General features: G+C 56.5%; 12 protein-coding genes. 1 reads left to right on the top strand and 11 read right to left on the bottom strand.

From position 1 onward, the window contains the following. Window positions 1–26: 26 nt before the first annotated feature. The 10 genes from MHH28_RS30735 to MHH28_RS30690 form a co-directional block, all read right to left on the bottom strand. The gene (locus MHH28_RS30735; protein ID WP_405109135.1) at window positions 27–1,565 is read right to left on the bottom strand and encodes a response regulator; all 1,539 of its coding nucleotides are present in this window, start codon (window positions 1,563–1,565) and stop codon (window positions 27–29) included. A 214-nt stretch (window positions 1,566–1,779) separates the two neighbouring features. Further along, entirely contained in the window at window positions 1,780–4,131 is a 2,352-nt protein-coding gene (locus MHH28_RS30730; RefSeq protein WP_405109132.1) for a glycosyl hydrolase family 95 catalytic domain-containing protein, read from the bottom strand. Window positions 4,132–4,134: 3 nt separating this feature from the next. Then, on the bottom strand, window positions 4,135–6,204 hold the full coding sequence (locus MHH28_RS30725) for an alpha-galactosidase (protein WP_405109129.1): 2,070 nt from the start codon (window positions 6,202–6,204) through the stop codon (window positions 4,135–4,137). Between the two features lie 224 nt (window positions 6,205–6,428). Continuing rightward, a complete protein-coding gene (locus MHH28_RS30720) occupies window positions 6,429–7,613 on the bottom strand; it encodes an SGNH/GDSL hydrolase family protein (protein WP_405109126.1) in 1,185 nt (394 codons plus the stop codon). Window positions 7,614–7,767: 154 nt separating this feature from the next. Continuing rightward, window positions 7,768–9,447, bottom strand: coding sequence for an ABC transporter substrate-binding protein (locus MHH28_RS30715; RefSeq protein WP_405109124.1), 1,680 nt, complete (start codon window positions 9,445–9,447; stop codon window positions 7,768–7,770). A 92-nt stretch (window positions 9,448–9,539) separates the two neighbouring features. Further along, window positions 9,540–10,445 (bottom strand): carbohydrate ABC transporter permease, encoded by a 906-nt coding sequence (locus MHH28_RS30710; RefSeq protein WP_405109121.1) that lies wholly within the window; start codon window positions 10,443–10,445, stop codon window positions 9,540–9,542. 15 nt (window positions 10,446–10,460) lie between these two features. Then, the gene (locus tag MHH28_RS30705; RefSeq protein ID WP_405109118.1) at window positions 10,461–11,345 is read right to left on the bottom strand and encodes an ABC transporter permease; all 885 of its coding nucleotides are present in this window, start codon (window positions 11,343–11,345) and stop codon (window positions 10,461–10,463) included. Window positions 11,346–11,737: 392 nt separating this feature from the next. Then, window positions 11,738–14,026 (bottom strand): helix-turn-helix domain-containing protein, encoded by a 2,289-nt coding sequence (locus MHH28_RS30700; RefSeq protein ID WP_405109115.1) that lies wholly within the window; start codon window positions 14,024–14,026, stop codon window positions 11,738–11,740. A gap of 257 nt (window positions 14,027–14,283) precedes the next feature. Beyond that, complete coding sequence (locus tag MHH28_RS30695) at window positions 14,284–18,210, bottom strand: X2-like carbohydrate binding domain-containing protein (protein WP_405109112.1); 3,927 nt, start codon at window positions 18,208–18,210, stop codon at window positions 14,284–14,286. A 370-nt stretch (window positions 18,211–18,580) separates the two neighbouring features. Next, complete coding sequence (locus MHH28_RS30690) at window positions 18,581–18,949, bottom strand: MarR family winged helix-turn-helix transcriptional regulator (protein ID WP_405109109.1); 369 nt, start codon at window positions 18,947–18,949, stop codon at window positions 18,581–18,583. Between the two features lie 340 nt (window positions 18,950–19,289). On the opposite strand from MHH28_RS30690, the gene MHH28_RS30685 reads away from it, so the two are divergent. Then, a complete protein-coding gene (locus MHH28_RS30685; protein ID WP_405109107.1) occupies window positions 19,290–20,924 on the top strand; it encodes an MDR family MFS transporter in 1,635 nt (544 codons plus the stop codon). A gap of 87 nt (window positions 20,925–21,011) precedes the next feature. Here MHH28_RS30685 and MHH28_RS30680 read toward each other — a convergent pair whose 3' ends face one another. Further along, a complete protein-coding gene (locus tag MHH28_RS30680) occupies window positions 21,012–21,479 on the bottom strand; it encodes a MarR family winged helix-turn-helix transcriptional regulator (protein WP_405109104.1) in 468 nt (155 codons plus the stop codon). Between the last annotated feature and the right edge of the window lie 12 nt (window positions 21,480–21,491).

Raw genomic sequence — 21,491 nt, 5'->3', positions numbered from 1 at the left:
AGGGAATTCATCTATTTTGCTTACACTCACATGCTTTTGCGGAACTCGTTCGGAGTGACCCCCTGATTCTTCACAAACAAGGCGATAAAATAAGACGTGCTCTCATAACCGACACGCTGTGCAATATCCTGAACCTTAAGCGAGCCGTCTGCCAGCAGCTCCTTCGCCTTGCCCAGCCGGATGCGTGTCAGATAATCATGAATCGTCATACCCGTCTTGTCCTTGAAAATAGACCGTAAATAGTTCGGCGACAAATACACCTGCTCCGACAGGCTGTTGATCGTAATCGGCAGATCGTACTGCTGGTCAATTACGGTACGGACCTTGTGGACGAGCTTCGCATTCTTGTCCATGAAACGCTCACCCAGCATGCTCACGGCAGCTTCCGCCGTACCCAGTATCAGATCCTCAATCTCATGCAGCGTCAGTGCATTATAGATGGAATGATACAGCTCCGCACGCTTGAAGCCTTCAGGAGCCGGCTCATGCAGCTCCAGCAGTTCGTCCGTCAGAGCAATCGCCCAGTCGCAGATATTTTTGGATCTGACCCGCAGCGTTGCCAATCCTCCGAAGTACCGGTGGAGCTGCTGTGCAGCCTGCCCGAAGTCCAGCTGATTAATCGTATCGAACCATTCCTTGCGCTCAAAAGGCGGCAGATGCTCGCTGTAGAACCGGCCGCAGACCGACGCGCCATGAATGATTTTGCCCGCCCCCTCATAGAAGCGCTCGTTCAGGATCACACGCGTATGTTCATACAGCTCATGGATATGGGGGAGAGCCGACTCCTGTCCGCCGACGGCAACAGTTACTGTGAAATCCAGCGCCCGGCGCATCGCCTCGGCGAGGTCCTCCCAGGCATAGTGGCCCGGCTGCTTCGCCGCTTCCATATAGACCCCTATCTCCCCTTCCTTATAGGGCACAAAGACTGTATCCACATTCTTCATTGCGAAAAAATGACCCAGATAAGCCTCCAGCCGGCTCATCCAATCCTCCAGACTCTGCTCTTCCCCTGCTGCTTCCTTGGGATCAACACTGAATAAAGCCAGGGCATAACGGGTCGTCTCCGGCAGGCGCGCCAGCTGGCTGAAGCTGTTCGCAAGTCCGGCGGCGAGCTCCGGTTTTTTCTCAGAGGATAGCTCCTTGAGCAGCTTGGATTTGGCCGCCTCTATGGAACGGAGCTTCATCCGCGCTTCCTCGCAGAGCTGCTTCACTTTGGTGATAACGCTCTCAATTTCACTCAGGTCAAGCGGCTTAAGCAAATATCCGACAGCTCCCGCATGGAGGGCGGATTTCACATATTGGAATTCATCATGCCCGGTTAAGAACATGACCTGCATCCAGTCATAACATTCGTTAAGGGTACGGGCCAGCTCTATGCCGTTCATCATGGGCATCTGCACATCTGTAAGCACAATATCCGGCCGGGTTGCCTCGATCTTCTCCAGCGCTTCCCTGCCATTGCCGGCGGTGCCAACAACGTAGATCCCCATCTCTTCCCAGCGTATATAATCTCTCAGCGTCTCAAGTTCAAGTGCTTCATCATCTACCAGAAAAATACTGTACACCGAAAGTCCCCCCTCTGTGTGGCCTGCTTCCCTTCCAATTATATTCTTTTCCGGTCAGATAACGATCGTTCCAATCAATGAAAGTCGTTTTCAGGCATTCTTCGTTATTTAGGAGTATACCGCTGATCCTCTGTAATGGTCGATGGAAAGGATTATCCGCGCTTCCAGCTTGGTCCAGACGAAAAAACGGGGGCAGCCTTCGCCCCCGCCTGTCTCATGTTAACAGCTCCAGCCGGCTGTTCAATTGGTAGCTTCCGCCAGCTTCTGCCAGGAAGGAGGTGGTGAGATCTCCCCAGCGTACCGTCACCCTCCCCGGGGAGAAGGTGCGGATTCCGGCAGCTGTCAGCCGGCCGTTATCCCAGGAAGCATCCACTTCGGCATTCCCCTTGGCCCGGAGCCCGGATACCGTTCCTGTACTCCATGCCGCAGGCAGCGCAGGAAGCAGATGAATCTCATCCGCATGGCTCTGCAGCAGCATCTCTGCAATGACAGCCGTGCCGCCGAAATTCCCGTCGATCACGAAGATATTGCTCTGCGCACCGGCTATACCCGATTTGGAGTAGGTGAACAGATTATCGAAGCACAGGCCGCCGATGAGGTGGGAGATGTGCTTATAGGCCTTCTCCCCGTCAAGCAGCCTGGCGAAGCCAAGCCCGAACAAAGCCGCGGTGAACTCCACATCCTCCAGCTCATTCTGGAGCATCCGGTTCTCCAGCGTCACGCGGGCTGCCCGGCTGAGCTCAGGTGTCCGGCCGGGAGTAATCGCGTTGCCGGGATACAGCGCGAACAGATGAGACAGGTGCCTATGCTCCGGCTGGGCTTCCTCATAGTCCTCCAGCCATTCCTGGAGCTGCCCTTTCTTGCCGATCTGAAGCGGCGGAAGCTTGGATATGGCTGTCCGCAGCATCCGCTGGAACGCCTCGTCCCTGTCCAGCAGTTCTGCCGACATCAGGCAGAATTCGAACAGCTCCCTGACAAGAATCTGATCCATGGTCGGTCCCATGGACAGCTGCTGTGCCCCCTCACCGGGATCACCGGGGTAGAAGCTGTTCTCCGGCGAATTGGCCGGGCCGGTAACCAGCCAGCCGTATTCGGGATGGACACACATATAATCCAGGTAGAAGGCCGCTGCCTCCTTAAGTACAGGATAAGCCTGCTGCTCCAGGAATTCAGAGTCAAGGGTGTATTCATAATGCCGGATCAGATGGGTGGCCAGCCAGAGTCCGCCGGTTACATTCAGCCCCCACGAAGTCTCCCAGCCGGGAAGTGTGAAGCCCCAGACATTGGAGAAGACATGGGCGACCCAGCCCCCGCTGCCATACAGCAGGCTTGCGGTCGGTCTTCCAGCCCGGGCCAGCTCTGCAATGTAGCGCATCAGCGGAAGATGGCTGTCCCCCAGATTCGTAACCTCCGTTGGATAATAATTCATCTGTGTGTTAACGTCCAGATGATAGTCGCAGCTCCAGCCCATCCGGCAGGCTTCCCCGTCATTCCAGATGCCCTGCAGATGCAGCGGCAGCGGTGAATCCGCCCGTGAACCGGCGATGGTCAGATACCGTCCATACTGCAGGAACAGCGCGAACAGCTGAGGGTCCTCCCCGCCGCCCCGGGCCAGGGACTCAATCCGCTGATCAGTCGGGAGATCTGCCAGGTCCGAGCGGCCCAGCTGAAGATCCACCTTGTCATACTCCCGGCGGTAATCGGCAATATGCTCTTCTCTCAGCAGCCCGTAGTCCTTGCCCATGGCCTGCTCAAGTGTGATGCGGCACTCGGATTCCCAGTCCGGATCTGTACGGCGGTAATCGGTGCTGACGGCAAAGTAAATCCGGGCCTCATCGGCTCCGGCGACTGTCAGCCGGCCGTCCCCGCTATGAATTGTACCGCCGGATACCGCCACCTTGACCAGACCTTTGGCATGGACCCCGCAGGCACCGTTGCTGTGTATATTCTCTGTTGCCTGACTCTTGAATTCCAGCGTTCCGCCGTCCACGGCTGCCGCTGTGAACGACTCCGTTCCGTTCACCAGGCTCAGTGTAAAGGACACTCCGCCCGGCAGACTGCTCCAGATCCTCGAAGCCAGCAGATTGCCGGCATGCGAGGCGAAGACCTCACGGTGCAGCGCTGCACTCTTACCCTGATACACGGCTCCGGCTACCGCATTCGTCAGATCCAGCTCCCGGCGGAAGAGCCCTGCGTCCTCTGCCTCCAGTTCCTGCTCCTGCTCCTGCTCCTGCTCCTGCTCCGCGAATTCAATCACCACCTCGCATAATCCGAGGTTCGTGCCGAAATTCTGCTTCTCAGGCTGCAGATACTGCTTGGCCAGACGGTCGCCTCCTTCGTAATCCCCGCTGAAGAAATGCCGGCGCATCTCTTCCAGTGCGGCCTTGCCTCCTCCGGAAGCCGGCGCCGGGTCGGTCTGCCCCGACCAGTAGGTAACCTCGCTCATGCTCCACACTTCACGGTGCGGAGCAGCCATCACCACCGCCCCTAATCTGCCGTTGCCCAGAGGCAGTCCCTGGGCCCAGCCCGCCGCCGGGGCCGAATACCACAGTCTGTAGTCGTTCATCCCTCAGTCTCCTGTCTGTCCTGTCTTTACAATCAGCCTGTAAATTCTCGATTCTGCCGGTTCCAGTGTTACGGAAAGCTCACCACCGGACACTTCCCCTTGCGTGCCTTCCCACAGATCCTGAAGAATGTAAGCCGCCCCGGCATTCAGTCCGGCACGCGCAAGCGGGACAGACTTATGCGCAGGCTGTGCAGCATCGAAGTTGAATACGGCCAGGTAGCAGGCCCCCTCTTCCGCAGCTTCGAGCACGAAGACATCGGAAGCCCGCTCGCCCAGATCGCCTTCAACCGGACGGAAGGTCCTTCCGAGCCGGGCCACATGCATGATCTCCTTGTTGCTAAGCCATGCTTCGGCCCGGCCGGCTGCTTCTTCCTTGCGGAAGTCATCGCCAAGCAGCAGAACCGTTCCTGCAATGACCGAAGCCGTCAGCCGGCTTCTTCCCTCATGCCAGCCGGTCGGTTCCTGGTTGAAGCTCTTATACAACACCGAATGGTCCGGATCGTTATAACGGTATAACGTGTTATTCATCCACCAGCCGTGTGTCAGTGAGTTAAGCAGGTACTCTGTATCCTTAAGTGTGCCGAAGACGTCGCAGGATACACGGCGGCTGTGCGCGAATGCGTACGGGAACAGCGGAGCGATTGACAGGTTGATGAAGAACGGCCGGCCAGCCGCTTCCGGCGAGAGCTTGCGCTGCAGGTACGACATCCCGTAATGATAAGCCGCAATCCCGGTCGTGATCTCCGGATCATAATGCTGCCCTTCCAATGCACCATGCGCAAGGAAGTCCAGCTTGATGTACTCAAATCCGTCAGCGATGAATTTGTCCGTGAACCAGTCGATTCTCAGCAAGGCGCCCGGATGTGTCGGATCAATGGCCAGACCGCCGTCCACATCCGGCAGAACCTCCCCTTCACTGTCCCGCAGAAGGATATCGGCGTACGTGTATTTGCCGCCTGTGCCTTCAACAGCCATGCCGAACTGGGCGGGGCTGCCCCAGAAGGCAAAGGGCGTCCAGTAGGTGCCGGGCTTGTGTCCGTTATTCCGCACCACGTCCAGCGCTTCCGCCATTTCGGCCGGTGTCAGCTGGTCCCAGAAAGCATCGAAGTTGATATACAGCGTGTTCCCGTTATGGAATCCGAGCGGCTGTACTTTGTGTTTCAGGAAATCACTGGTTGCCGTGTACAGATCATAATCCAGGTTGCTCATTGCGGCAGACCAGCTGTTCCAGCCTACCGGCACACCGCCTGTCCATGGCAGCGGAGCTTCGATCCGGGTGTTGGCCTGTCCGTAAGCTTCCAGCCCTTCTCTGTAATCCTCATAGAATCCGAGCCAGACCAGCGGCGATTCTACACGCGTCCCCTTGACATATCCATGCGGCTGGAAATCACGGGTCATCTCGCCTGCGGCCCCGCCGTACAGCTCCAATTCCAGGGCTCCTCCGGCCTGGCCGCTTGTCACCTTAATTCCGGTCTTCCATACCTTATGGGTGACAGACCCGAGGATCATCCCGCGCCGGCTGTCCGGCCGGAACAATGCGGTTACCTCGTAGCTCTCTGTCTGGAGCGGCGGCTTCTCCACGGCATATCTGACCCACTTGTCATTGTCAAAAGGCACACGCAGCACTCGCACATCCGCCGGCCCGGACTCCCCGCCCAGAGACACTTCTGCGGATTGAATAACCGCCAGACGGTTCGTCTTCACCTCTGAATCACTAAGTATTACGCTCTGCAGCAGTACAAATGCGGATTGCTCATAAATATAGAAATGCTGCTCCAGCTGCGGAAGCCCTGCTGATTCGTGCAGGATGATCAGATGAAGACCTTTGCCGAATCCGTCCTGAATCCCATGCTGCTCCGTCAGCTGATGGCTCTCATAGCTGCCGGTATGATATTCCCGGCCGTTCCAGCGGAATGCGCTGCGCATCCCTTTCACTGCAGAGGAATTCCTGCCGGTGCAGGCAGCCTCCCCCGCCGCCAGATCAATGTCCAGCGCCAGCAGGCCATTATTTATATGGACCAGAACCCCGTCTTTGAGTTCCACTTGTATGGCAATTTGGCTGTCCGTTCGCATGATTTGCCTCCTATTATGCGTTATGGACCTTGCAGGCGGCAGATCCCCGGACCTGCGCTCAAAGTCTGATCTCATTATAAAAACAGAACCCTGCCGCTGCCATGCAGCGATCTTCCGATCCATAACGCGATCTGACGCATTTTCCTCCGGCTGCTTCAGTCCGCTCTGCTGCAGCTTCTTCAGCTACCAGCGCAAGCAGGTATCCCCGCCCGGAGCCGGGCACATTAGCTGCTGAGCAGCTTAAGTACCCGCAGGCCGGTCCCGGTGCTCCGGCTGTCCCTGCGTCCTGTATTGCGGACGGTAATCCGCAGCACCCCGCGCTCCGCTTGAACCGGGAATAACGCCAGGATCGGCCGGTAAGCCTCCAGGCACCAGTCATCGAACAGATTGATATCTGCGTAGGGTCCGCCGTTCAGCGAATATTCCGCAATTCCCGAGTCAGGGCCGTACAGCAGCACCAGCCCCGCACATTGTCCGGTCACCGTGAAGCTGAATTCCGCCTGCGGATCATCCGTACAGGCGTGCGCGGTAGAGAACCGCCAATTCATCAGCGGCTCTTCCGGCAGCAGCTCCCGGGGGGAGAAGGCTGCGGAATACGCGGCCCCGCTGTAATCCAGCAGTCTGCCGTATTCATAATTCCGGATGTCCAGCGGAGCCGGCAGCAGCAGTTCCTCTTCTGCCTCGGCTCTGTGATCCGGCAGCGCGGTCTCCTCCGCTTCCGTCACTCCCGCCGTCCGGCAGGGGGCACGGGCAACCGCCTGCTGCAAGAACTCTTGCACCAGGGCGGCATACAGCGCGTGCCCTGCATCCAGCGGATGGTATCCGTCCGGAGCGAACTTCCTCCAGTCCAGCTCTCCTGTGTGGATCATCGTATACACTTTGGCCGCACAGTCAATGGAAGGGATGCCGTAATAGGCGGCCACCTCCTCATGCACGGCGATGTTGAACGGCTTATAGCCGGTCAGGTTCTTGTCGGCCGCCGTGTATACGAAGACCAGCTCCGTCTGCGGCGACAAGCGCCGGCACTGGCGGACAATTCCCTCCATCCCGCGGATGGATTCCTCCCGGTCCTCCCCGTCATTGACGCTGAATTCGACAAACAGCAGATCCACAGGCCCCTCCCGCAGCACATGCTCCTGCAGCCGGTGCGCACCGAAGGTGGAGGTGGTCCCGCCTACTCCGGCATTGATGCAGCGCACGGGATGACCCGCGTACAGCTGTTGCAGATACGCTCCGGTCAAGGCGCGCCAGCTGGTAGATTCCGCATCCGAAGCGCCTGCCCCTTCTGTAATCGAGCCGCCCAGAAAGGCAACCGTCAGAGGGGCAGTCCCCGCAAGCTTGCCTCTCAGGCCGGGCAGTCCCCGGCGCGGCGTAATACTGGGATTGCCGCCGCTGTTCTGGTTGTTCATGATTTCCCCTCCAGAAGCCATAATGGATACGTCCTTATGCCTTTTTATTTGTCCTTTAGTTCTGCTTCCATACCTGCAAACAGCAATGCCGGCCAAGGAGGCCGGCATCCGTTATACAGCACTCAGGCCGCCCGCGTTTCCGCGCAGACAAGCTTTATTTCGCTGACACATCATAAGCCTTTTGCAGAATCTCCAGGTAGCGGTCCAGCTTGAGGTCCTTCAGCCCCTTCACATACGCATCCCAGTCCTTGTTCAGATCCTTGTTGCCTGTAATGAACTGCAGCTCGTTCTGCTCAATGTAGTTTCTGAGATTCGTCTGCAGCATGCTGGCTTCGTCGATGTCGCCCGGGTCAATCCAGATCGACCAGAGCGGGAACAGATCCTTCGGTTCATGGCCCTGATACAGCAGCGTAGCATCATAGAGTCTGCGCTCATAGCCGTTGGAAGCATAGATATCCGTTCCCTGAACGAAGGTGTCGCGGTATTCCTTCGGCATATAGAAGTGCCCCATTCCGCTCCAGCCTGCATTGCGCGGCGCTTCGCCCTCCTTCATTGGAATCGGCTTGATCATCGGCTTGGAATCTTTACCGAGGGCCACATCGCCTTCGCCCGGGTCAGTCCAGTCAATGCCCTTCATGCCGCTGGCCGCATTGGTCTGGCCTTCCGGTGTGAACAAATAATCCACCATCTTAATCAGGGCGATCTTCGCTTCTTCACTCGCTTTGTTGGTAATGACAAACTTGGCTCCCGAGGTTACACCGCCTGCATCATGCGTAGCGAACGATGCTCCGGAAGGGCCGGTGAGCGGAGCCAGCGGGTTGTAATGCGCCGAACGGGTGTTGCCCGGATCAATGTTAACGAAGATGGCAGGGTGCATGCCCGCACCGGCGCCGAGGATCTCCGCATCGGCATTCTCACCGATTTTTTTGAACGCCTCGGCATTCTGGGTGAAGGCCCCCGGATCAATCAGCCCGGCATCGAACAGGGACTTGATGTAGGTCAGGCCCTCTTTCCATTCCGGCTTGATGGCGGCCGATTCAACCTTGCCGTCCGGCGTCAGATTGAGGTAATTGCGGTCATCGTCATAGACGAAGCTGTTCATCAGATAAGGAATGATCCGTACACCGAAGTCTTCCGTAGAGCCGCTCAGCGGCACTTCATCCGCTTTGCCGTTGCCGTTCGGGTCCTGTGTCTTGAAGGCTTCCAGCATCTGCTTGAACTCAGCGGTGGTCTTCGGCTCCTCCAGATTCAGCTTCTTCAGCCATTCGGTATTGATCCACATCTTGTTGGGATAGGAGCAGTGGAAGCACTCTGTGTAAGCGCCCAGCCCGTAAATATTGCCGTCCGGCGCCGTAATGAGCGTCTTCATCGCAGGTGTCTTTTCCATAGCGGCCTTGATGTTCGGGGCATACTGCTCAATCAGATCATTCAGCGGAACAAGCACGCCCTGCTGCCCGTATTTCAGCACATCGCCCTGGGAGAATTCATCAATATAAGAGGTTAGCAGGTAGGCGTCGGGATAGTCTCCGCTGGCCAGCGAGATTTGGCGCTTCTCCTTGGCCCCGTCAGACGGGTTGATCTGCCAGTCGAACTTGATCTTGAATTTGTCCTGCAGGAAGGCTGTGAATTTATTGGTCGGAATATCAATGCCCGATTCCTGTACCGCAAAGACACTGACCTGAGCAGGCTCCGTTGCCGCCGGTGTATTTCCTCCTGCATTTCCGCTCGTGGCCTGGGCACCCGAAGGGCTGTCTGTGTTGTTGCCCGAGCATCCGCTGATCACCACGGTAAGTACCGTTACCAGCATGAACAGACTAATAAGGCTTTTCTTCAAAATCAATCACTCCCTTTGTTTGAGTTGAACAGGGTGAATATGTCTTGCTGCCGGCGGATGCCTCACCCCCTTTGCACTTGCAGCTGCCGGACTTAGCCCTTGACGGACCCGACCAGCATCCCTTGAACGAAATAACGCTGCACAAAAGGATAGATGACCAGCACCGGCAGCGTAGCCACAACGATCAGCGCATATTTCAGAAGCTCTGCCATCTGCTGCCGTTCGACCATCGCCAGCGCATCCATCGCTCCGGCACTGTTGTTCTGGATAATGATGCTGCGCAGCACGAGCTGAAGCGGGAACAGGTCCGCCGACTTCAGATAGATCAGCGCGTCGAAATAGGAGTTCCACTGTCCCACGGCGTACATCAGCACCAGCACCGCAAGGATCGGCTTGGATAACGGAAGCACCACGCTGCGGATGAACCGCATGTCACTGCAGCCGTCAATCTCACTGGCCTCCAGCAGCTCCTCCGGGATCGAAGCCTGGAAGAAGGAGCGGGCGATAATAACCTGCCACACCCAGATGGCATTAGGGATCAGGAGCGCCCAGCGGGTATCAATCAGGTGCATCTGCCGGACCACCATATAGGTGGGGATCAGCCCGCCGCTGAAGATCATCGTGAACGTGATCACCAGCATTAACGCATTCCGTCCAAAAAACGCGCGCCGCGACAAAGGATAAGCAATCATAACCGTCAGGGTTACGCTGATCAGTGTACCCGCCGCCGTATAGAATATTGAATTGGCGTAGCCGGACACAATCTCATGCGTGCTGAACAACACCCGGAACGCCTTGAAGGAAATATCCACGGGCCAGAGCCACACCCGGCCGGAGGTGACCGCCGCCGGACTGCTGATGGAGCTGCTGATAATGAAAATAAGCGGATACAGCACGGCAATCACCACAAGGATGAGCACCGTATAGACCACCGTGAGGAAGATCCGGTCACCGGTGGATTCTTTGATTTTCTGGGAAACTGCTGATGAAGCGGCCATACGAGCACTCCTTTCCTACCAGATGCTGTTGTTGGTGATTCGTTTGGCCAGGCCGTTTACGGTAAGCAGCAGGACCAGGTTGATGACGGAATTGAATAGGCCGACTGCGGTGGCGAAGCTGTAATTGGCATTCAGCAGACCGATCCGGTAGACATAGGTAGCGATAATCTCGGAATTCGAGATATTCAGCGGATTCTGCAGCAGATATACCTTTTCGAAGCCGATCGCCATCACGTTACCCACATTCAGGATCAGGATAATCACAATTGTCGGTACAATGCCCGGAAGGTCGATGTGGCGGATTTTTTGGAACCGTGAAGCTCCGTCCACCTTGGCGGCCTCATATAGCGTAGGATCGATGCCGGCCAGGGCGGCCAGATAGATTACGGCACTGTAGCCTGCGGTCTGCCAAATATCGGACCAGACATAGATCGAGCGGAACATGCCGGGCTCCCCAAGGAAATTCACCGAGTCCAGCCCGAAGAAATTCAGGGCGATATTGGCGAAGCCGAGGCGCGGGGCCAGAAACAGCATGATAATGGAGACCATGACCACCGTTGAGATAAAGTAAGGCGCGAAGGAGACCAGCTGCACGAACCGTTTGAACCGCCCGCCGCGGATTTCGTTGATCATCAGTGCCAGCAGGATGGGAATCGGGAACCCCGCCAGCAGCAGGAAGCCGCTCAGCAGAATCGTATTTTTCACCAGCGTCCAGAACAGCGGATTCTCGAAAAAGAGTTCAAAGTTCCTGAAGCCTACCCATGGACTGCCCCAAATGCCTTTGATCACGTTATAATCCTTGAACGCCAGAACCGCATTCGCCATCGGATAATACTTGAAGATCAGAAAAAACAGCAGAGGCGGAATAACCAGCAGATGGAGCTGCCAGTGCTTCAGCATGCTTTTCCCGGCGTTTGACAGCCAGCTCTGGCTCCTGCTGCGGGGCGCCGGCTTGTGGTTTAATATCAGTTTCTTCTCCAGATGAATCCCCCCTAAAGTTGTGCCAGCATTTACGTTGTGTGATAGCGCTTTCTCCACGCCTTGATCATAAGTTCCGGCGGCAGCTCCTGAATAGGTACATTTCCGTATTTTGCGTACAGTTCACCTGGTTTCCGGGGTCCACTGCATACGCTTACATCCCTAATTCCGCCGATCCCTTGTACGTATTCCGCCTGTACTGTCTGCTAACCGCAACCGCCAGTGCACTATCCGCAGCCTTCTGACAACAAAACGGCTGTGCGTCCGGACAATGGACAGCAGCAGCCGTTTCAGCGTGAGCATTCGGTTCATTTCTAGTCGCTATGCGATTGTCTGTAGGTGCTGGGCGAGATGCCTGTCAGCCGTTTGAATGCCCGCCGGAAGGAATGTGAGCTGTTGTAGCCGACTCTGGCCGCGATCTCATCCACCGTGTACCGGCTCTCCCGCAGCAGAACAGCCGCTTCATCCATTCTGACCTTGATCAGATGATCCGAATAGTTCACACCTGTCACCTCCTTGAACAGCTGCGAGATATATTTCTCGGGGCGCTCCACATGCTCGGCGACACGGTACAGGGTCAGCTCGGTATCGGCGTACATCTCTGCGGTATACTGGTAGATCTGCTTGATGATCTGGGTGTGTGCATCCTTTTTTTTGCCGGTGATGTATCCGCACAGCTCTCCGGTCAGCTCCAGGAATTCCGCCTGGATGCTGGCGAGCGGCTCCGAGGTGCCGATGTCGATAATCTGCCGTTTGACGCTCTCGCCGAGAGCGGATTCCATGAAGATTTTTTGATCGAGCAGCTTGAGGAAGGTGCCCTTCATCTCCCCGATAAGCTGATGCTTCATCTCCATCGACAGCTCGCGGGGGCCCAGATTCTGCGCAAAGGTGGCGTCGATGATCCGCACAGCTTCAGCCAGCTCACCGGCACGGATCGTGCTGATCAGACGCTGCTCTGTCTCCAGCGGGTAATAGTAGGTCGTATTCTCAATCTGCACCTCCTGATGGCGCATGATTCCTTTATGGTTCGTGTACACGGCATATTCCAGCGCTTGTCTGGCCTGCTCGAAGGAGGCGCTGACCTCTGTGACCGATGAGAAATACTCCCCGATGCCGCCCTGCACCGATATGCGGTATTCCCCGAATACCTGCTGCACCCCCTGGTCCATCAGGCGCTCCATCCCCGCTGCATGACCGGCCGGAGTGTCCTCTGTGCTTGAGAAGAACAGAATGACGATTTTGTCGGAGCCTATATCGGTCATCGGGAACGGACCCGCCAGCTCTGCGAAGGTCTGCTTCAGCAGGAGCCGCGCCGCATTCAGCTCATTCAGAATTTCGACGCTGTCCATCCCGGAGTACCCCTTAATCTGCAGAATTACGGCGTATCCGCTTCCCTCCCCGAGAGCAATATCCGCCTGTTCGGCTGCGGAGACAATCTCTTCCCTGGATTCGAACTCTCCGGCGATCAGCCGTTTGAGAAAAGCATCCCGGACCACAGGCAGCTGGCGGGTCAGCTCGGTCTCCAGCAGCTTATTCTTGGTGATCATATCGGCGATATTCCCGCTCAGGAAGTCGAATTCATTGCGCTCCGGGCTGCCCTCCTTGCCGAACTGCTCCTTCATTACAGCCAGCAGCCGGTTGATCGGCATACTGTTCCGGTAGGCCAGGACAAGCCCGGCCAGCAGACCCAGGAACAGGGCGCCGGCGGTAATCATCCAGGTCATATGTTTAATTTTGTTGGCGTTCTCCATCAGCACACTGCGTGGAATTCCTGCCTGATACACCCAGCCGTTCGTGGCGGAGCGGGTCGTAATGACAAGATCATCCTTATAGAACTGGCTTACCTGATCCGCATCAAAAAAAGGGTCCGCAGCCAGTTTCTCCACATAGGCATCATCCTGCCCCTGAAGTACGAGGGTATTGCCGTCAGCATCGCTGATATGCACCCAGCCTCCGTCACGCCCAGTCAGCCCTGACAGCATACTGGCAATGATTTTCTCGTCAATGTTAACCACTACGACAGCCGGCGAGGAGTTATTGAAGCTGTCCAGCGGCAGCGACTGCATATAGGTGATCACCGAGGACTGCGTCCCTTTGCTGACAAAAGCGCTCAGCGGCTTAATCTCACTCCGGTGCGTGCGGTCCAGAATCTCTTGCTTCCACTCCTCCAGGGAGAGGTCCGCATAATGGTAAATCTCGTAATAATGGTCCGGGCGGTAGGAAGACCCGGCGGTCAGCACCAGATCGTAATTGGCCAGATAAATATAATAGTCCTGCAGAAAATCATTGGTCTGCCCGAAGGTCAGGACATTGCGCATCGCTCTCCAGATACCGAATACATTGGTATCCCTGCCCTGTTCACTCATCAGTACATTCAGCTCCTGGTTGATCGCCAGCTGCCGGGTGAGCCCTTCAACCTCGGCCATGCGCCGCTCCAGAAGCTCCTGGCTTTTCTGCAGCTGGGTGACGCTGTTCTCAATGGAAATGGATTGGGTTACGGAAATAGAAGTACTGTAAGACATGTAGCCCCCAATGCTGGGAATGATTAAGATGACCAGATAGGAGATCAGAAATCTGCGGAACACCTTGGAGTACTTGGGCATGAAAAGATTCTCCCCTCTATTGGCAGCGCTATCATGATATTAGCTTAAAACAAATTGCTCTCCAGTCAAGCCTTTGATGCGGCAGGCGTTTCACAAAAGTCGGGAATGTAATAAAAAGCAGCGATGCACAGCGGGCATCACTGCTTTTTATTAGCCATTCCGAATTCGCCGCAGAGCCCTGCCGCCCCGCGCAATATTCGCGGGGTGCGGCAGGGTATGCATACGGATACGATCTGTCACAAGCCGGACTTACATCATCAGGAGCCGCTGAACTGCTCACCGCCTCCGTCTGCCGGCTTCCAGCCATGATTCACCGAAGCCTCCATGATGTCCCCGTAAGCCCAGTGGGTGAGCGGAACATCCCGCCACAGGGAGACAGCAACGCCGTGCAGCGGTCCTCTGCCGGTAAGCCGGTTAATCACCGTAACCGCCTCGGCCCGGGTTAACGGATGGCCGGGCTTGAAGCTGCCATCGCTGTAGCCGCCCATGACTCCGGTACCCTGCACCTTCAGGATCGCTCCCGCCGCCCAGTGTCCGGCGGTGTCCGTGAACCCGCGGCCTGCGGCCGCAGCTGCCGGGAGCAGCGCGGATGCCAGACTCGCCGTCTCGGCACGGGTAATGAGCTGCCCGGGCCTGAAGCTGCCGTCGCTGTAGCCCTTCATCAGCCCGGCTTCGGCGGCACCGGCAATAGCTGCCGCCGCCCAGTGGCCGGCGGTCACATCAGTGAAGGATGCCGCCTTGCCGCCAGTCTTCAGCGGCACAGCTGCCGAGAGCAGCGCCGCCATCTCGGCGCGCGTAATCTTCTGGTCCGGCTTGAACAAGCCGCCGGGGTAGCCTTGAGCGTACGCGATGTGGCGCTCCGTTGCATCACCCGCTGCTGAGGACGGAGCCGGTGAAGGCGGCGCGGTTACTGCCGGTGACGCAGTTGCCGCAGGACCCGGATGGCCCCCGGACTCCGCTGCGGGTTGCGGTGTCGCTGTAGCTTCCGGTGTTGTGCCCGGAGCTGGTGTCTCGCCCGGCGCCGGTGTTGTGCCAGGAGCCGGTGTTGTGCCAGGAGCCGGTGTTTCGCCCGGACCGCCGTCAGCGGCGGGCAGGGTAATTCTTAACTGATCCGCCAGCATAAGGCCGCCTGATTTCTTCACGGCCTTCAGCACATGCGGGCCCGCATCCAGAGCGGAGATCACAGCGACCGTCTGCAGGATCTGCCGGTTCGCACTGGCTGCGCTGACGGTCTGCCGCAGCACGCCGTCGACATACAGCTCGATATCCCCCAGTTCCGGGCCTGTCGGCCCCGCCAGGGTAATTCCGCTGCCCGTAAAAGCATATTCGAAATAGTCGCCATCCTTCTCCGTGTAATGCACATCGTTCTGATAATCGCCGCCGAACACGAAGGTCAGTGCAAGCGTTCCTTCCGGCTGCCGGGCCAGATAGGAACTCATAAGTGTAACCTTGCTGCCGGATAGAGTATAGTCCCTTCCCTCCACCAGCAGGCTAGAGCCTTGGCGGATGCCTGTAAACAACCCGGGCTGCCGGAGCAGTGTTATCTCTATATCCTTCTGTGCCTCAGCTGCCTTGTCGAAGACGGCCTCTACAGGATTAATCAGATCAGGAATCTCCACCTTCAGCATATCCAGCAGCATGAACCGCCCTGACTTCTTCACGGCCCGCAGCGTATGAAGGCCTTCCGGAAGACCGGAGATGCTGTACAGCTTCTGCTGGGCCAGCCGCCCGTCATGATAGGCGCTTACCGTCTCCTTGAATTCTCCGTCGATGAAGATATCCATTTCTCCCTGCGAGCTGTCCGTTTCCGTATACAGACTGATCCCTGTACCGTTGAAGCTGTATTCGAAGGAATCACCGTTAACCTCGGTATACTGTACATCATCCTTGTAGTCTCCCATGCCTCTGCCCGTGCTGCGCGACCATGATCCGTTATAGGTAATGCCCGGATCATCATTGTTAATCTGTTCATACCGCACGGTAGAGGACCCTGTAATCTGCAGGGCAAACCGTTCGCTGCTTCCCCCGTCGAAGGTGAACATCAGCTCCGCTTGGCCTGCGGGCAGGTCCAACAGGTATTCCTTCCTGATGCGGACAGTGTTGCCATCAGCTATATAGTCCGTGCCCGGCTCCAGGGCGGCACCATTATTCCCGATGGCCAGCAGCGAGTCGCTGCCCGTTGCCAGCGTAATCTCCAGATCGGCCTGGCTGCCGGCGGCCTTGTCGAAGCTGCCTGCCAGCGGACTCATCAGCGGATCTGTCGTAATCCGCAGCGCATCGAGCAGCATGAATTGGCCGGAGTCCTTCACTGCCTTCAGGGTATGCTCACCGTCCGCCAGCCCTGCTGCGCTGTACACAACCTGCTGGGCTTCTTTGTCCCCGGATGTATATGTGCTTACCCGTTCGGGAATGGCGGCATCGTCCAGATACACCAGCATATCGCCTTGTGCCGGGTCCTTCTCCGTCAGCAGCTCAATCCCTGTACCGCTGAACGTATACTGGAAATAGTCGCCGTTCTGCTCGGTATAATGCACATCGGCCCGGTGGTCCCCGGTAGGCCGGTCTGCCGAAGATGACCAGGAGCCGCTGTAGGTAATGCCGGGATTGCTGTCATTGATATAGACTGATCTCGTAACCGAAGCGCCTCCCCCCGGCCCCGGATCACCCGGCTCTGCACCGCTGCCGCCTTCCGCAGGCGCTTCCTCCCCCGAAGCCGGGGAGGAAGCTGTGAGGCTGATATTCAGTTCCTGGCTGCCCGGAATCTGCTCCTTCCCGCCGTTACGCTGCCATGATCCGGTATAACGTACCCCGGTATCGTCATCATTAACGATCGAAGTGCCCTCTCCGGCCGTCACCTTGAACATCCGCGAGGCATGCGGTTCAAGGGTACCTGCGCTGTACCCGTCCTCGAACGTGCCCAGCTCCGTATGGCTCCACAGATCACGGACCGACGCCGGTCCTTCCAGTCCGATGTCACTCCATTTGACCCCGGCTGGCGCACTGCGGCTGCCGAGATTGAACAGCGCCACATTGTAGGTGCCGTCGCCGTTATTCGCATACCAGACCTGCTGCTTGGTATCCAATGATACCGGATGGGCCGGACGGCCGGACTGGTTGACGGCGATGACCTCGTCATTCGTCAGCAATTGCAGGCCGTAGTCATCAAGCCGGGTCATATCGTTGCCGATATAGAGCTGCGCGGCAGACACGGCCCAGAAGGTCATCGCTGTCTGCCGTTCATCCTTGGTCAGGCCATCCATTGCACCGTTACCGACATTCAGCGAATCGAAGTCATTCCACCCTCCCGGACCGGCATCCCGCCACCATACGGCTGCATCCGGGAACAGCCGGGCGATATTGGCCCACTGCGTCAGGCCTACATTGCTGTCGTAGGCTTCTACATCCCACTGAATCCGCCAGCCGTTCGCGTATTTCTTCCAGAAGTCCACATAATTATGATCAAGCGCCCAGGAGAGCTCGAACCAGATATCATGCCGGGCCAAGGCCTTGGACCAGGCCTCCACATCGCCGCGCGAGTCCAGGCTCAGATTGTTGATGCCCGAGCCCGGGGTCACACTGTCGAATTTGACGAAGTCAATGCCCCAGTCACCCAGCATATCGGCGATGGAATCCACATATTTTTGCGCACAGGGATTGCTGAAGTCGATCTTATAGCTGTAGGCATTCCAGGCATCCACAATCTTCAGCGGCTGTGCGGCAATGTCCCGTACTCTGCAGGTTCCGCCCGTTCCATAGATTTCAAGGTCCTGATTATAGGCATCGATGGACAAGCCGGGGATCAGATAGATTCCGATCTTCTGCCCGTTGTTATGGACATGATCAATGACCTCCTGGAACCCTTTCGGATAACGCTCCGTACTTGGAAGAGGTCTGCCGTATTCATCCATACTCCCGTTCCAGCCTGCGTCAATATTAATATACTCATAGCCGTGCTGCTGCAGCTTCTCATGCATGGCATCCGACTGCTTCTTGATGCTGTCCGCCGATATCCAGTTTCCTGAAGGCTCATACACCTGCATACTGAAGCTGCTCCAGCCCATGTACGGCTTCTGCGCCAGTTCCTTGTCCGCTGCCTCCGCCACATTCTGCCTGGTACCTGCAAGTCCGGTTTGTACGGCTGCCATGATCAGCATCAGCAGGCACAGACCGGTTTTCCTAGCCAAAGACTTCAAATATCCCAGCTCCCCTCGGCAAATTATAAAGCGCTTTCCATTCTTACCGCAGCAGCCTCTTTGCTGCCCCTGTGCTTAATCATGATGATCCGGCAATGAATGACAGCGCTTTCCACGTGTTGATCATAGGGGGTACCCGCTATCCTTGGATAGGTACATCTGCGTTGTTCGGCGTACAGCTGCCCTTGTTCAGAGGGGGCAATACTCTGCGGGACATCCAGATTTCCTGTAGTCTTGTACCGGAATAAGGCTCATCCTCATTCATTCCACGTCCATTTGACGTCAAAAAACCGCGCAAACCACACATGCGGTCTTCACGGTTCTTTAGTATAAGGAGATTAGATTCGTTAGAATGATGCTGCTAATCCAGAGGAGGATTAAGCAGCTGGCGCGGCCGCACTTCGTTCACCACTTCCATCAGGCGGCCGCAGGTTAAGATAAGCTGATCAATCTCCTCCTCGCCCACCTTCGCAATGATCTCGCCCAGCACATCCGAATAACGGTCCATCCGGCTGCCGAATACCGCTTGGCCTTTGGCTGTCAGACAGATGTAGATGACCCTGCGGTCGGTTTCCGACATTACGCGTTCGATGTAGCCCTTCTCTTCCAGCGTGCTGACCGTCTGCGACGCCGTCGGCCGGCTGACCTGCAGCAGCTCGCTTAATCTGGAGACCATCAGTCCCGGGCACAAGCACCCCTGTTCCTGTTCATCCGCCTCCTGTTTCTTCATTGCCGTGTGTATGATAAACATTGTTACAAATTCTCCATGCGGTATAGCATTTATGCCCTGCTGGCGGGGGGTTAAGCGTTTTAGATTCTCCAGTGTGAGAAGCAGCTGCTTCTCCCGGCTGTCCCGGATATTCATGAGACACCTCCGTTCTATTAATATAAAGATTACCTACCTAATATGTGAAAATCAATACAAACCGCCATTCCCAGCTGAAAAAAATAAATTTATTGTGCTGACCCGGATAGTTGTGTATTATACATAAAAGATAGTTTGACTACCTAATTAGATTATTATACCCTGCCAAACTATAATACGTACAGGATTAAAGGAGCGTATCGCTATGGAGCATCTCACCCAAAAAAAGAAAGTGACCATTATGATCGCCTTAATGGCAGCCATGTTCTTCGCGGCGATCAACCAGACGATTGTCGGAACCGCGATGCCCCGGATTATTGCCATTCTGGGCGGAATTGAGCATTATACCTGGGTTATTACCATCTATATGCTCACCTCGACCATTGCCACTGTGCTGGTCGGCAAATTGTCCGATATTTACGGCCGCAAGCCGTTCCTGCTGGCCGGGATTGTTATTTTCATCATCGGGGCCTTCCTGTCGGGCTTGTCCAACAACATCTATCAGATGATCACCTACCGCGGGATACAAGGCGTCGGCGGCGGGATTCTGATGTCGGCTACCGTAACAGCCGTGGGGGATTTGTTCGCTCCCCGGGAAAGGGCCAAGTGGACGGGAGTTATGATGGCCATCTTCGGATTCTCCAGCGTAATCGGCCCGACCCTCGGAGGATTCATGGTAGACCATATGGACTGGCGCTGGATCTTCTGGATCTTCCTGCCGCTCGGTATTGTTGCATTCGTCATGATCTGGAGAATGTTCCCGAAGGGAACACGCGCCGCATCCGAGACGATCGACTATACCGGTTCCCTCTTCCTGTCCCTCAGTATTGTTGCGCTGCTGCTCGGCTTCTCCTGGGCAGGCACCAAATATGCGTGGGGTTCACCACAGATTCTGGGACTGTTCGCAGCCGCCCTTGCCGGTGCTGTCATCCTAATTCTGATTGAGCGCAAGGCCAAGAGTCCGGTGCTGCCGCTCTCCCTGTTCAAGAATTCGATAGTCACTCTCTCGATGATTATCGGCTTCCTGATGAACGCAGGCATGATGGGCGCCATGATCTATCTGCCGTTCTTCGTGCAGGGGGTTGAAGGGGTGTCCCCGACCAATTCAGGATTCATTAACATGCCGATGTCGCTGATGATGATTGTGCTCAGTACACTGGCCGGACGCTGGATCTCCAAATCGGGTAAATATAAGCGCTACGCCATGATCGGGATGCCGTTCATGGTCGCGGCCATGATTATGATGGCCTTCATGAACAGCATCGCCATGGCCGTGGCCAGCATGATTGTGTTCGGGATCGGCCTCGGGCTGGCCATGCCGGTATTCACGCTGACCGTTCAGAACGCCGTGGCTCCGCAGATGCTGGGTGTCGCTACAGCCACCAACACGTTATTCCGCAACCTGGGCGGAACGATCGGGATTGCTGTTATGGGTACAGTGATGAACACCACACTTACGCATAAGCTGGAAGCTGTAGTGTCCTCGGGCAAAGGTCCTGACCTGTCCAAGGTGGACCCGGAAGCTGCGAAGCAGCTGTCGGCCTTCATGAATCCGCAGCTGCTGCTTGACCAGCCCAAGCTGAAGGAGCTGCATACAACGCTGCCGGAGCAGATCCGGCCGCTCTTCAATCAATTGATTGAGATGCTGCGCGGGGCGTTGAGCGATTCCCTCACTGTCGTGTTCCTGAGCGGTACTGCGCTGCTCGTGATCGCTGCTGTGCTCGTGATGTTCCTGAGGGAGATTCCGCTGCGTACGAGCGAATCCAGAACTGTGGCTGCTGCTGAGGAAAACAGTGCGGGAAGCAAACTGCGGAAGGATGCTTCGCCTGCGGCCCGTTAACCCGCTTCTGGTTAATCTATTCACAAAAAAGAGATGTCCGGCACAGCTTATCGCTGCCGGACATCTCTTTTTGGATACATCCTCTTGTCAGATATCATTCTGCTGGCTGTCCAGCTGCTCGAAATATTCGTATACCCCGTTTAGCAGCTCGCTTAAGGTCTCGCTCCGCTCTTTGCCGAGATGGTCGATCATCCCCTGGAAGGTCTCCCGGGATTTCGCCACCGCCATATCTGCGAGATGCGCCCCCTTATCCGTCAGGGTAATGTCGCTGATTCTGCGGTCCTGGCTATCCGGCGTGCGGACAGCGTACCCCTGGGCAATCAGGCTGTTCACCATCTGTGTTACCGTCGGAGAGGTTACTTTGAGGAGCTTGCTGATATCGGACACGGTCCGCCCCTTGCTGCCGTCCTGCTCCATCCCCTTCTTGATTGCGACCAGCACACGGATTTCACTCGGCTTCAGCCCCCAGATGGTTGTCTTGCGCCAATTCATCCTGGCGAATTGCTGGAAGGCCTCCATTAGTTCATCAATATGTTCATATTTATCTTCATTCATTAGTATACCTCC

The organism is Paenibacillus sp. FSL K6-1217 (assembly GCF_045040735.1).
GTDB lineage: Bacteria > Bacillota > Bacilli > Paenibacillales > Paenibacillaceae > Paenibacillus_AQ.
The sequence above is the reverse complement of the archived record's forward strand: the minus strand, read 5'-3'. Positions and strand labels throughout refer to the sequence as shown.